Origin of the sequence: Streptomyces sp. NBC_00659, from assembly GCF_036226925.1 — a bacterium.
Lineage (GTDB): Bacteria > Actinomycetota > Actinomycetes > Streptomycetales > Streptomycetaceae > Streptomyces.
Map to the genome: position 1 here is coordinate 7,153,041 of NZ_CP109031.1, position 15,463 is coordinate 7,168,503.

The following is a 15,463-nucleotide window of genomic DNA, read 5'->3' on the forward strand; positions in this document are numbered from 1 at the left end:
ACCGGCGGCGGTCCCTGCCGATCGGTCATTTCGGGCCACAACGGTGAACGAGGGGGTGTCAATTGGCCTGAAAGCCCTCCAGCGTCCTTCGTTCGGGGGCTGGTAACGCCAACTTCCGTTTCCCTAAGATGTATTGCCGGTGGGGCCGGTCAGGCCGGCCGACACTGATCTGGGGGAACGATGCAGCCTGGCGAGCAGCTGACCACGTCGATCGATGCCACGGTGCCCACGGCCGCGCGCATGTACGACCACTACCTCGGCGGCAAGGACAACTACGCCGCCGACCGGGCGGCCTGCGAAGAGCTGGACAAGGTCGTGCCCAGCACGCGCGCGCTCGCTCTGAACAACCGGCGCTTCCTCCAGCGGGTGGTCCGGACGCTGGCGGACGGCTACGGGATCAGGCAGTTCCTCGATCACGGATCCGGCCTGCCCACCCAGAACAACGTGCACCAGGTCGCCCAGACGGTCGACGAGACCTCCCGGGTGGTCTACGTCGACAGCGATCCGATGGTGCTGGTGCACGGCCGGGCCCTGCTGGACCAGAACGAGCGGACCGCCGTCATACACGCCGACCTGCGGCAGACGGAGGAGATCTTCTCCCACCCCGACACCCGGCGGCTGATCGATCTCTCGCAGCCGGTGGCCGTGCTGTTCAACTCGGTGTTCCACTGCATCCCGGACAGCGAGACCGACGGGCCGCTCCCCGTGATCCGCCGCGTCGCCGAACGGCTGGCGCCCGGCAGCTTCATGGTGATGTGCCAACTGGTCAGCGAGGACGCCGAGGTCCGCGACTTCGTCACCGGGTTCATGGACACCGCGACGCAGGGGCACTGGGGCCGGGTCCGCCAGGAGAAGGACGTGGAGCAGTTCTTCGACGGCATGGACATCCTCGAACCCGGACTGGTCGAGGTATCGACCTGGCGCCCGGACACCGACGTCGTGCCGCGCCAGCTCACGCAGGAGTGGATCGAGTTCGGCGGGGTCGGCCGGATCCGCTAGTTCCGGTCCACTTCCGGCCTCCCGGCGCCTGCGGCGGGACCCGCTCGCGGGTGCGCGGCGGGATCTGCCCGACGGGAGCTGTCTGGCGGGGCCTGCCGGCAACGGTCCGGGCCCGGCGTGACGGCCCGTCAGTGCGAGGCGTTGTACCGCTGTTCCACCGTGCTGCGCAGCAATGCCAGGGACGCGCGCGGGCTGAGAGCCTCGTCGGCGAGCCGGTCCAGGACCACCCGGTACTCCTCCGTCTCGTCGCGGTCCTCCAGGAAGTTGGCGCTCCTGATGTGCTCCAGATAGACGATGTCGGGCAGTTCGACGCCACCGAAGCGCAGATAGGTGACGGGGATCGCCGGAGCCGAGGCGTTGGTGACGTCCAACGGCACGATCTGCACGACCACATGGGGGCGCTGGGCCATCTCGATGAGGTGCTCCAGCTGCGCGCGCATCACCTCACGGCTGCCCAGAACGCGCAGCAGTACGGACTCGTCGACGACGGCCCACAGCTGAGGGGCGTCCACCCGGTTCAGCAGCTCCCGCCGGCGCATGCGCAACTCCACCCGGCGCTGCACCTCGGCGGCGGGCGCCGTCGGGAGCCCGCGCTCCACCACGGCCCGTGTGTAGTCCGGGGTCTGCAACAGGCCCGGAACGTACTGGATCTCGAAGGTGCGGATGGTGGTGGCCGCCTCCTGGAGTCCGACCAGCCGGTCGAACCACTCGGGCATCAGCCGCTTGTCGTAGCGCTGCCACCACCCCGGCTCGCCCGCGCGCTTGAGCAGTCTGAGCAGGACCGACACCTGGTAGTCCTCGGTCCCGTACAGGTCGAGCAGCGCGCGGACGTCGCCCTCCGTCGGCGGCCGACGGCCCTTGCCCGCCTCTATGCGCGACAGCTTCGCCGCGCTGAACCCCAGGGAACGCGCGGCCTGTTCCTGGGACAGCCCCGCGTCCTCGCGGGCGCCGGCCAGCTGAACGCCGACCAGCATCTTCAGCAGAGTGGGGGCGGGCTCCTCCCGGCTCAGATACGGTTCGAGGCGGGAGACGCGGCGTGACTCGACGGACATCCTGACTCCCAGTCGAACGGCAGAAGACAGCCAAAATTATCGCACTGCCCCGGACTCTGCCGCAGGGGGAGACAGAAGTGGACAACCATCGTTCCGTTTCAACGGAGTTCGGAGCATCGGACGCCTGGATCAGAGCAGGTGGTCGAACTCCCCGTCCTTCGCGCCGGCCAGGAACGCGGCCACTTCCGCGGGGGTGTAGACGAGGGCGGGACCGTCGGGGTCGCGGGAGTTGCGTACCGCGATACCTCTGTCGCCGAGGTCGGCCACCTCGACGCAGTTGCCTTCGGCATTGCTGTGCCTGCTCTTGATCCAGGAGGCGCCCAGCGAGCTCGCCCGCACTCCGTTCGGCACTGATGGCACCAACGCACTCTCCTTGCTGACGTTCCACCAGGTGTGTGTTTGTCCGGCCGCCCGGTCGAGGGCTCCGGCCGGACCTCACGTGGCCCAAAACTCTCTCCGGCTTCATGCAATTTCTCGTGCAATTGCACGAAGACGCTGACAGCGTGGATAATAGCCGTGGCGTCAACCTCGTTACCAGGGGCGTGTAGTGACGTCGGCTCAGCCGCTCCCCCGGGGAGCGTGATCGTCCGGGACGGGCCCTCGGCCCGCCCGCGCACCTGTCACTGTCCGACGCCTTCGGAGGGAGCGGAAATGGCAACACCACTCGGGAATTTGGAACGCGTGCCGTGGGACGAGATCAAGGACTCCAAGGGGTCGGCGGAAGCCATCCCCTTCCTCCTCGACACCGTCGCCTGGGGGGATGCGGCAACGGCCAGGGCGGCACTCCAGGACCTGAGGGAACGAATCTGCCAGTTCGGATTCGTCGTGGAGCAGGCGACGGCCGCCACCGTCCCCTTCCTCTGGGAGCTCGCCGAACTTCCCCAGGTCACCTGCCGCGTTCAGATAATCCAGCTCCTGAAGGACATCGCGGACGCACGGCAGTGGGAACGCACGGCCGCCGCCTACCCCAAACTCCTCAACCGCCGGGAGAACTGGGTGGGATGGGAGCGCGAAGCCCGCCAGGCCGTGCGCGCCCACAGAGGCACCCTCCAGCACCTGCTCGCCGAGCCGGACACCGAACTCGTCCGCGTCACGGCGGAACTCGCCACCACGCTGGCGAAGTAGGGGCCGCCGTCAGACCGCCGCATCCGGAACGCTTTTCGGCAGGGTGCCGACGCGGTCGTGTCCCTCGACGGCGACCGTCAGTCCGGGAGCGATCTCCGTGAACCCCGCGTCACGGACCAACGGCAGCTCGGAAGCGCTGAGTTCACTCCAGCGGGCCGGGTCGGCCGTGCGCACCGAGAGGGCGAAGCCCGCCTCGCGCCAGGCGATCCGCTCCTTCTCCGACAGTTCCCACCAGGCCAGCTGGGCGCCATGGCCCGTCTGCGCCATCGTCTTGCCGGCCGACATGTCGAGTTCCGGGTTCAGCCACAGCACGGGCGCCGCCGGATCGGCCGGTGCCGGGGGCTCCGGATCGTCGAGATCCGTGCCGGACACCTGGAGCCGTGCCAGGTCCTTGGGCCAGCCGTCCAGCGGTACCGGCGGGAAAACCCGTACCTCCGCGGACCGCCCGGTCACGGTGATGCCGGGCAGAGTCTCGGCCCGCCGCCACTCGGCTCCGCGCGCCCGCCGCACGACCTTGCGGATCCGGGCGTCCTGCCAGTCCCGCATCGCCTCCGCCCAGATACCGTCCCCGAGCGACCGCTCGTCGCTCAGGATGGTCAGCACGGCCCGGGCGGCGGTCTCCAGCGCGTCGGTGCGCGCCGGGGGAGCGGCCTTCTCGATGTGCACGACCAGCGGCAGCACGAACTGCCGTGCCTCGTCGCGCACGGTGGGCTCGTCACGGAACGGGCTGTCGTCGGCGGGGGTGGGGTCGTCGCTGCTCACGCCCCCAGTCTGCCAGGCGGAAGATCCGTTCCGGACGGACGGTCCGGTTCCGGAGCCGCCCGTCCGGCCGGTGCCGACGCCGGTCAGCCCGAACACGCGGTGCGCTGTGCCTCCTGCCAGGCGCAGACGGGGCACAGCGTGATCCCCCTGTACGACTCCGGATACTCGGTCGGTTCACGGCACAGCACGCACTCCGCGTACGGCGGCCCGGCCTGTTCCGCCGCCGGGTCGAGGGCGTCGCGGGAGTCCATGCCCGGCCGCCCGTTTCCGCCGGTCGCGCAGTGGTCGTCGCTCATGCCTCCACCTTACGAGGAGGCGCACCGAGGTCCCCGGCCGTTTCAGCCGGTCCGGTAGGTCCGGGTCGGTCCGCCGGGCCGGCGGGCGCGCGTTCAACCGGCCCCGAACTCGTCCGGATTCCCCGAATCCTTGGGGCCCTCCGGCTTCACGGGCACCCTGGGCTCGCCCAGGATCCCGAACGTGTCCGGGATACCGAGTCCGTCCGTGTCCGCGAACGCCTCCGGAAGGCCGAGAGCCTCCGGCACTCCGTTGATCCGCTCCGGCGGGGCGGGAGGCTCGACGGGCTCGACCGCCGGCCGCCGCTCCCGCTGCGACTCCGTCACCACCGGCGGCTGTCCCGACTGGGCCCGTTCCAGGAAGCGCAGCAGTTCGACCGGGAAGGGCAGGACGAGGGTGGAGTTCTTCTCGGCCGCGACGGCCACCACCGTCTGGAGCAGCCGCAGTTGGAGCGCGGCCGGCTGTTCCGACATCACCTCGGCGGCCTGCGCCAGCTTCTTGGACGCCTGAAGTTCCGCGTCCGCGTTGATGATCCGGGCCCTGCGCTCGCGGTCGGCCTCGGCCTGGCGGGCCATGGACCGTTTCATCGTCTCGGGCAGCGACACGTCCTTGATCTCGACCCGGTCGATCTGCACGCCCCAGCCGATCGCCGGGCTGTCGATCATCAACTCCAGCCCCTGGTTGAGCTTTTCGCGGTTGGAGAGCAGATCGTCCAGGTCGCTCTTGCCGATGATCGACCGGAGGGAGGTCTGCGCCATCTGCGAGACCGCGAAACGGTAGTCCTCGACCTGGACGATCGCGTTCGCCGCGTCCACCACCCGGAAGTAGACGACCGCGTCCACGCGGACCGTGACGTTGTCCCGGGTGATGCCCTCCTGCGCCGGGATGGGCAGGGTCACGATCTGCATGTTGACCTTGCGCAGCCGGTCCACGAACGGCACGACCATGGTGAAGCCGGGGGAGCGGACCTCTCCCGCGAGCCGCCCGAGGCGGAAGACGACCCCGCGTTCGTACTGCTTGACGACCCGGGCGCCGGCCGCGACGTAGATCACCGAGGCGGAACAGGCCGCCGTGATCGCCACGATGAGTTCCTGGACCATGACGACCCCCTTCCGAGCCGCCCGACAAGTCTGGCCATTCCACTCTACGTCGCGGGGGCACGGTTGTTGCCGGGTCGGCGGGGAGGGGCTCCTGGTGCCCCGCCCCGCGTCCCGCGGCATGATCCGAACGGCAGACCCTAGGCTCCCGGGTGCTCCACGAGCCCCTTCGCGTCGCGGGCGAGCGCGGTCAGCCGGGAGATCGCGCGGAAGTACTTCTTGCGGTAGCCGCCGTTCAGCATCTCCTCGCTGAACAGACGGTCGAAGGGCATTCCGGAGGCGAGGACCGGTACCTCGCGGTCGTACAGCCGGTCGGCGAGCACGACGAGCCGCAGCGCCGTCGACTGGTCCGGGACGGGCTGGACGTCGGTGAGGCAGACCGCCTTGATCCCGTCCGTCAGGGCGCCGTACCGGCTGGGGTGGACGCGGGCGAGATGGCCGAGCAGATGCGGGAAGTCGTCGAGGGACGCGCCGTCGGTGGCGTACGCGGCCTTGGTGACCTGCTCCTCGGAGAACGGGGACGGCGCCTCGGGCAGCCCGCGGTGGCGGTAGTCCTCGCCGTCGATGCGCAGCGAGCGGAAACGCGCGGACAGGCCCTGGATCTCCCGCAGGAAGTCGGCGGAGGCGAACCGGCCCTCGCCGAGCTTCCCCGGAAGCGTGTTCGAGGTGGCGGCGAGCGCCACGCCCGCGTCGACCAGCTTGCCGAGCAGGGTGGAGACGAGGACGGTGTCGCCCGGGTCGTCGAGTTCGAACTCGTCGATGCACAGGAGGCGGTGCCCGGAGAGGGTCTGCACGGTCTTCTGGAAGCCGAGCGCGCCGACCAGGTTGGTCAGCTCGACGAAGGTGCCGAACGCCTTGAGCGCGGGCTCCGCCGGGGTCGCGTGCCACAGCGAGGCCAGGAGGTGGGTCTTGCCGACGCCGTAACCGCCGTCCAGGTAGACACCCCGGGGACCGGCCGGCGTCTTCGGGGCCTTGCCGCGGCCGAACAGCCTCCGCTTGGGCGTACCCACGGCGTGCGCCCCGCCGAGACCCCCGGCGAAGGTTTCGAGGATGCCTACGGCCTCGATCTGGCTCGGCTGGTTCGGGTCCGGGATGTACGTGGCGAAGCGCACCGAGTCGAAGCGCGGCGGCGGCACCATCTCGGCGACGAGCCGGTCGGCGGGGACGTGCGGCTCGCGGGCGCACAGGGACAGCGGGGCCGCTTCGGCTATCGGGTCGATCGCGGAGGCGGTGGAGGTGGACGACACGGTTCCCCACTCTATGCGCCGTGCCAGACTGCACGTCATGCGACGCCTGTTCCCTGTGACCCATGAAACAGCAGCCGAGGCCTCTGCCGAGGCCTCGGGGGCGGATGTGACGGAACGCGAGTGGGAGCTCGGGGAGCTGGCGGAGGCGTACGCCTATCCCGAGGTCCGGTGGCCCTGGCTCCGGGCCAACATGGTCTCCACGCTCGACGGCGCCGCCCAGCACGACGGGCGCTCGCAGCCCATCTCGAACGCCACCGACATGAGGATCTTCGGTGTGCTCCGGGGGCTCGCGGACGTCGTGGTCGTCGGAGCCGAGACGGTGCGGCAGGAGGGCTACCGGCCGGCCCGCGCGCGTGAGGCCTTCGCGGCGCTGCGGGAGGCCGCCGGGCAGGGCCCCGCTCCCGCGATCGCGGTGGTCACGGCGAGCCTCGACCTGGACTTCTCGCTGCCGCTGTTCACCTCGCCCCTGGTGCCCACGCTGGTGCTGACCGGTGCCGCGGCGGCCCCGGACCGGGTCGCCGAGGCCGAGCGGGCGGGTGCGCGGGTGGTGATCGCCGGGGACGGCGTGGGGATCGATCCCGCGCGTGCCGTACGGGCCCTGGGCGACCTCGGGCACACCAGGCTGCTGACCGAGGGCGGGCCGAGGCTGCTGGGCCAGCTGATCGCGGCCGGTGTCCTGGACGAGATGTGCCTGACGCTGGCCCCGATGCTCGCCGCGGGTGACGCCCAGCGGATCGCGGGAGGGCCTTCGGTGCCGGTTCCCCAGCAGTTCGGACTGGTGTCCCTGCTGGAAGAGGCCGGGTTCCTGTACAGCCGGTACGGTCGGTCCGGCCGACAGTCGGAATAGTAGATTCCGTTTCTCTTCCGACGGGCACACTAATTCGCGCAGTACCCGTGCTGTCACGGGGCAGGATGGTTTCCGCAGGGGGCCGGGACGGCCCACGGACGAGAAGGGCGCCTGTCGTGTTCACGAGCGTATTGATGATCGAGAAGGCCCTGACGTCCGCCGACGTGGAGTTCGTCACCACCTTGCACGGTGACGAGACAGTCGCCTTCCACGTGCTCCTCCAGCCCCGGGGCGACCAGGCGGACCGGCTGCTGCGGGCCATCGACGACGTCGCGATGGGCGAGCTCGACGAGGCGACCCGCGAGGGCGAGACGCCGGAGGGCGAGGAGGCCGCGAGTCAGGGCGAACGGGCACTGGAGGTGTCGCTGGTGGCGCTGCGCGGTTCCGGCAGCACGGCCGAGGGCCGGCTCATCGAGGACCACCCCCTCGACGCGCTGAAGACCTTGGTCGACGAGGTGGAGGCCGACGAGGTCATCGTGCTGACCGACCCCCACTACGTGGAGGAGTTCTTCCACCGTGACTGGGCCTCCCGGGCCCGCCACAAGGTGGGCGTGCCGGTCCTGAAGCTTTTCTCGCACAGCAAGGCGTGAGCGGGCTCCCGGTTCCGGGGGCATGAGAGCGGCCCGGGCGCGTGTCCCTGGCGCCCGGGGCCCGTCCGCCGGTGTCCCTTGTGAGGCGCTGTCCGTCGCACCCAATAGGCTGGGCCCGCGTTCCCCTCGGGAGAACGCGCCCACCTTCGTACCGGATCTTGGGGAGATACACGCATGGCACCCGGCCTTCCTACCGCGATGGACCGACCGCACTTCATCGGCATCGGCGGCGCCGGGATGTCGGGCATCGCGAAGATCCTCGCGCAGCGTGGAGCCCAGGTGGCGGGCAGCGACGCGAAGGAGTCCGCCACCGCCGAGGCGCTGCGCGCGCTGGGCGCCACGGTCCACATCGGGCACGCGGCCGGCCACCTCGCCCCCGACGCCACCTGTGTCGTGGTCTCCTCCGCGATCCGCGCGGACAACCCGGAGCTCGCCCGCGCGGCCGAGCTCGGCATCCCGGTCGTCCACCGCTCGGACGCCCTCGCCCGGCTGATGGACGGCCTGCGCCCGATCGCGGTCGCCGGCACGCACGGCAAGACGACCACCACCTCGATGCTGGCCGTGTCCCTGTCCTCGCTCGGCCTGGCCCCGTCGTACGCCATCGGCGGCGACCTCGACGCCCCCGGTTCGAACGCCCTGCACGGCGAGGGCGAGATCTTCGTCGCCGAGGCCGACGAGTCGGACCGCAGCTTCCACAAGTACGCGCCCGAGGTCGCGATCATCCTCAACGTCGAACTCGACCACCACGCCAACTACGCGTCGATGGAAGAGATCTACGAGTCCTTCGAGACGTTCGTGGACCGTGTCACCGAGGGCGGCACGCTGGTGATCTCGGCGGACCACGAGGGCGCCCGCGAGCTGACCCGCCGTGTCACCGGCCGTGGGGTGCGCGTCGTGACGTACGGCGAGTCCGCCGACGCGGACGTCCGGGTGCTCTCCGTGGTCCCGCAGGGCCTGAAGAGCGAGGTGACGGTCCTGCTGGACGGCGCCGAGCTGACCTTCGCGGTCTCCGTACCCGGCCGCCACTACGCGCACAACGCCGTGGCGGCGCTGGCCGCGGGTGTCGCCCTGGGCGTCCCGGCCGCCGAGCTGGCCCCCGCGCTCGCCTCGTACACCGGCGTGAAGCGCCGCCTCCAGCTCAAGGGCGAGGCGGCCGGCGTCCAGGTCGTCGACTCCTACGCGCACCACCCGACCGAGATGACCGCCGACCTGGAGGCCATGCGCGCCGGCGCCTCGGGCCGCATCCTCGTGGTCTTCCAGCCGCACCTGTTCTCCCGCACCCAGGAGCTGGGCAAGGAGATGGGCGAGGCCCTGTCGCTGGCGGACGCCTCGGTCGTCCTGGACATCTACCCCGCCCGCGAGGACCCGATCCCCGGGATCACCAGCGAGCTGATCATCCAGTCCGCGCGGACCGCGGGCGCGGAGGTGACGCCGGTCCACGACAAGGCCGAGGTCCCGTCCGTCCTCGCGGGAATGACGAAGCCCGGTGATCTCGTTCTCACCATGGGCGCCGGCGACGTGACGGATCTCGGACCCGAGATCCTCGCCCGCCTGGCCGAGTGACCGTGGCCCCTCAGCGGGGCCTCCTTGAACGTGAGGGGTTGAGCTTCATGTCGTACGACATCGAAAAGCCGGACGAGCAGTGGCGAGCGGAGCTGACCCCGGCCGAGTACACGGTGCTGCGCAAGGCCGGCACCGAGCCCGCCTTCACCGGTGAGTACACCGACACCAAGACGACGGGCGTCTACTCCTGTCGCGCCTGCGGCGCCGAACTCTTCACCTCCACGGAGAAGTTCGAGTCGCACTGCGGCTGGCCGTCCTTCTACGACCCGAAGGACTCGGACGCCGTCGAACTGATCCAGGACCGTTCGCACGGAATGATGCGGACGGAGGTGCGGTGCGCCCGCTGCGGGTCGCACCTCGGCCATGTTTTCGAGGGTGAGGGGTATGCGACGCCGACGGACCAGCGGTACTGCATCAACTCGATCTCGCTGCGGCTGACGCCGGACGAGGGCTGAGACTCTCTTCGCCTGCTCGGTCGTCCATCTCCGGATTCATGAGATCCGCTTCAGATGCTGCGCGAGCTGGTGGAGGGCCCAGCCGCGGGGGTCGGTGCCGTCGCCGATCGGGTAGTGCAGAGCGGGTTCGGCGGCGGGGCCGAGCTGGACAGGGGTGGGGCCGAGGGGCGGGCTGAGGGCGTGGGCACGGCGGCTGTTGTCCTGTCAGAACCGGCCGTGTGCCGTCCCTTCGCCGTTCACAGCACCTTGCGGTGCACCAGGGCCGACAGGATGAGCGTGCCCGGGAGCAGCGGGATCCAGACCGTCAGGACGCGGTAGCCGATGACGGTGGCCGTCGACAGGCCCGTCGGGGCGCCCAGCGAGACCATCGTGAAGACCATGGCCGCGTCCACGGGGCCGATTCCGCCCGGTGCGGGTACGGCGCCGACGGCGGTACTCGCGATCAGCAGCGCGAACACCACCTGAGCCCACGACAGCGGCAGCCCGAGCGCGAAGCCGACCGCCGCGATCGTGCTCCCCTGGAGCACCGGGGCGACGGCCGAACCGCCCCAGAGGGCGAGCACGCGGCTGGGCCGGGTGTGCAGGATCCGTACATCGGTCAGCGCGGTGCGAACGAAGTCGACGGCCGGGCGGCGCAGCGGACGGACCGTCGTCACGAGCAGGCAGACGGTCGTGAGACCGAGCACCGCGCTTCCTGCCGCCGCCAGCAGCGTCGAGCGGTCCGGGGCGAGCGCGCCGAACCGCAGGGTGTCTCCGACGGCGATCAGGAAGACGATGAGCACCGGAATCCTCGCCACCGGCTTGACCAGCGAATACAGGGCGAGCGAGGCGGTCGCGCGAGCCAGGGGTATGCCTCTGCCCCGCAGGAAGCGCAGGGTGACCGCGTGGGCGCCGATGCTCGCCGGCAGCACGTGGTTGGCGGCGCCGGCGGCCAACTGCGACGCCAGCAGCAGGCCGGGCGGCAGCCGTTCCGGCAGGGCGCCCTGCCGGACGCACGCGGCGACGACCCAGCCCAGCAGGGTGAAGAGGAGCCCGGCCAGCAGCCACCAGGGATCGGCGTCACCCAGCCGGGCGACGCCGTCGAGCACGGCGCTCCGGTCCAGCGCCGCCCACGTCCCGATCAACAGCAGGGGGAACAGCGTCACCACCAGGCGGGTGAGGCGCGAGAGGGACGTGGGGCGGGCGGCAGCGGGAGGGGGGCAGGTGGTTGTCGGCGGGCAGGTGGCCGGAGGCGACTGCGTCGACGGGGAGTGCGCCGATGCGGGGTGGTCGGGGCAGGACACGTCGCCGGCCGCGGGGGTGGTGGTGCGTGTGGGTGACGGTGCCGCTGTGGGCGTGGGGGCGGGGAGGCTGTCGAGCGGAGGCAGGGACACGGCGCACGTTGTCCTTCCGCGTCACGCCCGGGTACGGACGGACGGATCCAAGGCGAAGCAACGGGGACGGGGGAAACGTGCCCGCCCGGTGTGACGCCACGGTGTCCGGGAGTGGAAGGGGGACCAGCGCGTGAGCGACACGGCGTCCGGCAAGGAGGGGAACGGCGCGGGAGCGCCACGGCCGAGGTGTCGACTCCGGCGCCGGATGCCTGGCGGTCCCCGGTGGTGGTCCCCGGTGGTTGCGTCGACGACCCCGGTGCCGGATGCCCGGTGGATCCAGGTGGCGTGAGTCCGGCCGACCCGGTGACGGACGTCCGTGCCCGGGGAGTCGGCGAGTCGCCGTCCGAGGCACCCGCGCACCCCCGATCCTGGCCTGACGCGCGGCCCTGGACTCCCCGGCCCGGGGGCCGCGCGCCCATCGCCGCTCCCGTGCCGCCCCGGAACCTACGGAGAACCATGGACGCCGACAGCAATCACCCCGCGGACGACGGCGCCGAGGACCCCACGGGTACCGCGTCCACGGGCGACGGCGCCGTCACCCGCCCCGGCGGCCGCGACGGTACCGGCACCGGCGCGGCCGCCCCCGCCGGTGCCCCTGTTCAGGCGCGCGCCGCCACGCTCCTACGCCACCCGAAGCTGTGGCTGGTGCCCACCGTGCTGACGGGGCTGCTCGCGCTGCTGCTGTCGCTGCTGTACATGGGCGGCATCGTCAACCCCAACGGGCATCTGCGTCACCTGCCGATCGGCCTGGTCAACGAGGACACCGGCAAACCGCCTCCGGGGCAGCGGCAGAACGTGGGAACCCAGGTCACCGCGGCCGTCGTCGCGAGCGACACCTCCGGCACCGCGCGCTGGCGCAGGCTCACCCGCGCTCAGGCCCAGGATGAACTCGCCTCCGGCAAGATCTACGGCGCTCTCGTCGTCCCCCGGAACTTCACCGACTCGCTGACCGCGCTGACCACGGCGAACGCCACGGTCCGGCCCACCATGACGGTGCTGACCAACCCCGGTACGGGCAGTCTCGGTTCGTCCCTCGCGAGCCGGATCACCACGGCGGCCGCCCAGCAGACCTCCACGACGATCGGCAAGCAGCTGACGGCGTCCCCGGTGACCGCGCAGGCGGACGCCACGACACGGCTGCTCCTCGCCGACCCCGTCCAGGTCGTCACCCGCATCGGGCACCCCATCGGCACGCACAGCGGCCTCGGGCTGAGCGCGTTCTACTACACCCTGCTCCTGGTGCTGGCCGGCTTCCTCGGCGGCAACCTCATCAGCACCGGCGTCGACACGGCCCTCGGCTACGCCGACAACGAGATCGGCCCCTGGCACACCCGCCGTCCGACCGTGCCGATCAGCCGCACCCAGACCCTGCTCCTGAAGATGGTCATGACCGCCGGGATCACCGTGCTCACGGTCTCCCTGGTCATGCTGGCCACCGTCGCGATCCTGGGCATGGACGCCACCCACCTGCCGTTGCTGTGGATCTACTCCTACTGCGCGAGCCTCGCCGTCGGACTGGGCGTCCAGGCGATCAACGCGGCGTTCGGCGGGATCGGGCAGCTCGTGTCCATGTTCGTGTTCATCGTGCTGGGCCTGCCGTCCTCGGGCGCCACCGTCCCGCTCCAGGCGGTCCCCGGCTTCTACCGGTTCCTGTCCGTCTTCGAGCCCATGCGCCAGCTCAGCGACGGGGTGCGCGCCATCCTCTTCTTCGACGCGCGGGCCGACGCCGGGCTCGGCCGCGCCTGGCTCATGATCGCCGTCGGCGCCGTGCTCGCCCTCGTCTTCGGCTTCGTGATGACCCACTACTACGACCGCAGGGGCCTGGACCGACTGACCCCCCAGCCGCCCACCCGCCCGGCCACCCGTCCCGCGGCGTCCACCTGACCGGGCCGGCGGCTCACGCGCGGTCGGGCCCGTCCTCGGGCCCGTCCTCAGGTCAGGTGGCGCAGGAGCGCGCGGACCGCGGGAGGGGGATCGCCACGGGGGTGCACCATCATGATCTTCCAGTGCGGGGCGTGCCGGGTGAACGCGTGGGTGCCCAGGCCCGGGAACCGTCCCGCGATCGAGGTGGGCATGACACAGACGCCCAGGTCGTCGCGGACGAGTTCGGCCGCGGCCACGATGTCGTCGACCTCGAAGACCGCCTCCCGTTCCACACCGGCGGCACGGAACGCCCGGTCCACGCAGAGGCGGATCGCCGAGCCCGGCGCGAAGTCCACCAGCGGCAGCCGGGCCGCCTCGGCGAGGGTGACCGTGCCGTCCGGGCCGGCCCCGGCGAGCGGGCGTGACGGGGCGGACACCAGCACCATCTCCTCGTACGACAGCAGCCGGGTCACCAGGCCGCGCTGCCGCTGCCGGTCGAGCGCGACCACGGCCAGGTCGACGCTGCCCTCGCGGAGCCCGTGCCGGATGTCGGTCATGGACCCCTGCCGCAACCGCACCACCACGCCCGGATGCTCCGCCCGCAGCGCGGCCAGCGGCCGGTGGAGGTCGGCCCAGACACCCTGCGCCGTGCCGATGGTGACCCGCCCCCGCAGCTGCCCCCGGACCAGGTCGACGGTCGCCCGCGCCTGTTCCGCCGCCCGCAGAGTGGCGCGCGCCGCCGGGACGAAGGCCTCGCCCGCCGAGGTCAGGACCACCCGGTGCGTGGTGCGGTCGAACAGAGGGGTGCCCAGCTCCCGTTCCAGCGCGAGGACGGCGCTCGACACGGCGGACTGCACCACGTGCAGCCGCTGGGCCGCGGCGGTGAAACCGCCCTCCTCGGCCACCGCGACCACGACCTCCATCTGCCGCAGATCCATCTCCACTCCCGGGGCAGCAGCCCGTCGCGTACCGGGATCCCGTACTGGAGCGGGATTCCGTCCTGTGCCGATCGTCCGTACCGATTGTCCCAGGACGTGATCGTCCGTGGGGGCGGCGGAAGCGGCGGCCGGGGCAGGCGTGGACGGGTGGATGTACGGGGGAGGGGATGGGGAGGGGACGGGGTGCGCGGTCACGTCCCGCGGACACCGTTGCGCATCTCGCGCGGGCTCACCCCGAAGCGCTGCCGGAAGGCGGTGCTCAGCGCGCTCGCCGACGAGAACCCCGAGGCGTAGGCCAGATCGGTGATCGTGAGTCGCTCGCAGTCGCCGCACCGGAGCCGTTCGCGGACCAGCCGCAGCCGCTCCTCGCGGATCAGGTCGCGGGGGGTGGTGCCCGCGTGCTGAAGGGCCAGCTGGATCTGGCGCAGCGACCAGCCGAGCGCGCGGGCCATGGACGTACCGGTGAGGCCGGGGTCGGCGGCGTTCTCGCGGACGTGGCGGCGCACCACCGTCTCCACGTCGGACAGATGACGGGCGCCGTCGGGGCGGTCGTCACCGGTGGTGAGCATGCACAGCAGTTCCACCACCCGGTCGGACACGGCGTTGAACTGGGCCTCGGTGAGATCGCCGCGCTCGGCGTACAGACCGTCGACCATCGAGCGGACGACACGGCCGAGGCCCCTGCTCAGGTCGAGGCCGGTGGCCAGCGGCGACTTGCGGCTCAGGGGGCCGTCCAGCTCGCGGGCCGGGATCGTGAGGACGAACGCCTGCGTGGCGGCGTCCTGGACACACTGGAACGGCGACCCGAACGAGACGATCGTGCCCGTCCCCGGCGTCAGCCGTGCCTCGTGACCGTCCTGGCGCAGGAGGATCTGCCCGGTCAGCGGCAGCAGTAACCGGTAGTCCCCGTCGGGATCCTCACGGATCTGCCCCGCGGTCCTGCTGTACTCGATCTCGTCCGACCGGAACCTGACGAGTTGGTACGCCTCGGTGTGCTGTCGGACCGTCTCGCCGCGGAAGTCGTCCGTGCGGCTGTACCGGTAGCCCATCCGGGACTGGTACGAGCCGATGTGCTCGCTCCAGAAGTCGGTCCGCTCCGACGATTCCACCGCACCCGTCGACCGGGCTTCCACCAGGTAGTTCCCCGTGGGCAAGGCCACCATCGACTCCCGTGCGGGTGAGGGCAGTTACGCGGTGTCAGCCTAGTGCACACAGCCGGTGCGCATGGCGGCAACTTCCTTGCGCGCAGGAGAAAGCG

Annotated in this window: 16 protein-coding genes and 1 pseudogene; 7 read left to right on the forward strand and 10 right to left on the reverse strand. The window is 71.4% G+C overall.

Annotated elements, in window-relative coordinates:
- The first annotated feature begins 180 nt into the window (after positions 1-180).
- Positions 181-999 carry an SAM-dependent methyltransferase gene (locus OG410_RS31205; protein WP_329302137.1) on the forward strand — a complete coding sequence of 273 codons (819 nt, stop codon included), beginning with the start codon at positions 181-183 and terminating at the stop codon, positions 997-999.
- Positions 1,000-1,127: 128 nt separating this feature from the next.
- On the opposite strand, the gene OG410_RS31210 is transcribed toward OG410_RS31205, so the two are convergent.
- Both OG410_RS31210 and OG410_RS31215 read right to left on the reverse strand, forming a co-directional pair.
- The gene (locus OG410_RS31210; protein WP_329302138.1) at positions 1,128-2,051 is read right to left on the reverse strand and encodes a helix-turn-helix domain-containing protein; all 924 of its coding nucleotides are present in this window, start codon (positions 2,049-2,051) and stop codon (positions 1,128-1,130) included.
- A gap of 129 nt (positions 2,052-2,180) precedes the next feature.
- Complete coding sequence (locus OG410_RS31215; RefSeq protein ID WP_329302139.1) at positions 2,181-2,411, reverse strand: DUF397 domain-containing protein; 231 nt, start codon at positions 2,409-2,411, stop codon at positions 2,181-2,183.
- A 291-nt stretch (positions 2,412-2,702) separates the two neighbouring features.
- On the opposite strand from OG410_RS31215, the gene OG410_RS31220 reads away from it, so the two are divergent.
- Positions 2,703-3,176, forward strand: a complete 474-nt coding sequence (locus OG410_RS31220; RefSeq protein WP_329302140.1) for a hypothetical protein — start codon at positions 2,703-2,705, stop codon at positions 3,174-3,176.
- A 9-nt stretch (positions 3,177-3,185) separates the two neighbouring features.
- Here the strand turns inward: OG410_RS31220 and OG410_RS31225 are convergent, their stop codons facing one another.
- The 4 genes from OG410_RS31225 to zapE form a co-directional block, all read right to left on the reverse strand.
- Positions 3,186-3,938: a peptidyl-tRNA hydrolase gene (locus OG410_RS31225; RefSeq protein ID WP_329302141.1), complete on the reverse strand. Its 753-nt coding sequence runs from the start codon at positions 3,936-3,938 to the stop codon at positions 3,186-3,188.
- An 83-nt stretch (positions 3,939-4,021) separates the two neighbouring features.
- Positions 4,022-4,234 carry a hypothetical protein gene (locus OG410_RS31230; protein ID WP_329304494.1) on the reverse strand — a complete coding sequence of 71 codons (213 nt, stop codon included), beginning with the start codon at positions 4,232-4,234 and terminating at the stop codon, positions 4,022-4,024.
- Positions 4,235-4,327: 93 nt separating this feature from the next.
- Positions 4,328-5,332: a slipin family protein gene (locus OG410_RS31235; protein WP_329302142.1), complete on the reverse strand. Its 1,005-nt coding sequence runs from the start codon at positions 5,330-5,332 to the stop codon at positions 4,328-4,330.
- 137 nt (positions 5,333-5,469) lie between these two features.
- Positions 5,470-6,615 carry a cell division protein ZapE gene (zapE, locus tag OG410_RS31240; protein WP_443063818.1) on the reverse strand — a complete coding sequence of 382 codons (1,146 nt, stop codon included), beginning with the start codon at positions 6,613-6,615 and terminating at the stop codon, positions 5,470-5,472.
- Here zapE and OG410_RS31245 point away from each other — a divergent pair.
- From OG410_RS31245 to msrB, 4 genes are all read left to right on the forward strand, one after another.
- On the forward strand, positions 6,614-7,423 hold the full coding sequence (locus OG410_RS31245; RefSeq protein WP_329302144.1) for a pyrimidine reductase family protein: 810 nt from the start codon (positions 6,614-6,616) through the stop codon (positions 7,421-7,423). The genes zapE and OG410_RS31245 overlap by 2 nt on opposite strands.
- Positions 7,424-7,539: 116 nt before the next feature.
- The gene (locus OG410_RS31250; RefSeq protein ID WP_328446996.1) at positions 7,540-8,013 is read left to right on the forward strand and encodes an indole-3-glycerol phosphate synthase; all 474 of its coding nucleotides are present in this window, start codon (positions 7,540-7,542) and stop codon (positions 8,011-8,013) included.
- A gap of 174 nt (positions 8,014-8,187) precedes the next feature.
- Positions 8,188-9,576, forward strand: coding sequence for a UDP-N-acetylmuramate--L-alanine ligase (gene murC / locus OG410_RS31255; protein WP_329302145.1), 1,389 nt, complete (start codon positions 8,188-8,190; stop codon positions 9,574-9,576).
- A 47-nt stretch (positions 9,577-9,623) separates the two neighbouring features.
- Complete coding sequence (msrB, locus tag OG410_RS31260; protein WP_329302146.1) at positions 9,624-10,031, forward strand: peptide-methionine (R)-S-oxide reductase MsrB; 408 nt, start codon at positions 9,624-9,626, stop codon at positions 10,029-10,031.
- Positions 10,032-10,067: 36 nt separating this feature from the next.
- Here the strand turns inward: msrB and OG410_RS31265 are convergent.
- Both OG410_RS31265 and OG410_RS31270 read right to left on the reverse strand, forming a co-directional pair.
- Positions 10,068-10,211, reverse strand: a pseudogene (locus OG410_RS31265) (DUF6177 family protein); the annotation flags it as partial.
- Between the two features lie 56 nt (positions 10,212-10,267).
- Positions 10,268-11,404 carry a lysylphosphatidylglycerol synthase transmembrane domain-containing protein gene (locus OG410_RS31270; protein WP_329302147.1) on the reverse strand — a complete coding sequence of 379 codons (1,137 nt, stop codon included), beginning with the start codon at positions 11,402-11,404 and terminating at the stop codon, positions 10,268-10,270.
- 456 nt (positions 11,405-11,860) lie between these two features.
- Here OG410_RS31270 and OG410_RS31275 point away from each other — a divergent pair, with 456 nt between their 5' ends.
- A complete protein-coding gene (locus tag OG410_RS31275; RefSeq protein ID WP_329302148.1) occupies positions 11,861-13,288 on the forward strand; it encodes a YhgE/Pip domain-containing protein in 1,428 nt (475 codons plus the stop codon).
- Positions 13,289-13,335: 47 nt separating this feature from the next.
- Here OG410_RS31275 and OG410_RS31280 read toward each other — a convergent pair whose 3' ends face one another.
- Positions 13,336-14,205: a LysR family transcriptional regulator gene (locus OG410_RS31280; RefSeq protein ID WP_329302149.1), complete on the reverse strand. Its 870-nt coding sequence runs from the start codon at positions 14,203-14,205 to the stop codon at positions 13,336-13,338.
- A gap of 191 nt (positions 14,206-14,396) precedes the next feature.
- The gene (locus tag OG410_RS31285) at positions 14,397-15,368 is read right to left on the reverse strand and encodes a helix-turn-helix domain-containing protein (protein WP_329302150.1); all 972 of its coding nucleotides are present in this window, start codon (positions 15,366-15,368) and stop codon (positions 14,397-14,399) included.
- Positions 15,369-15,463 lie beyond the last annotated feature (95 nt).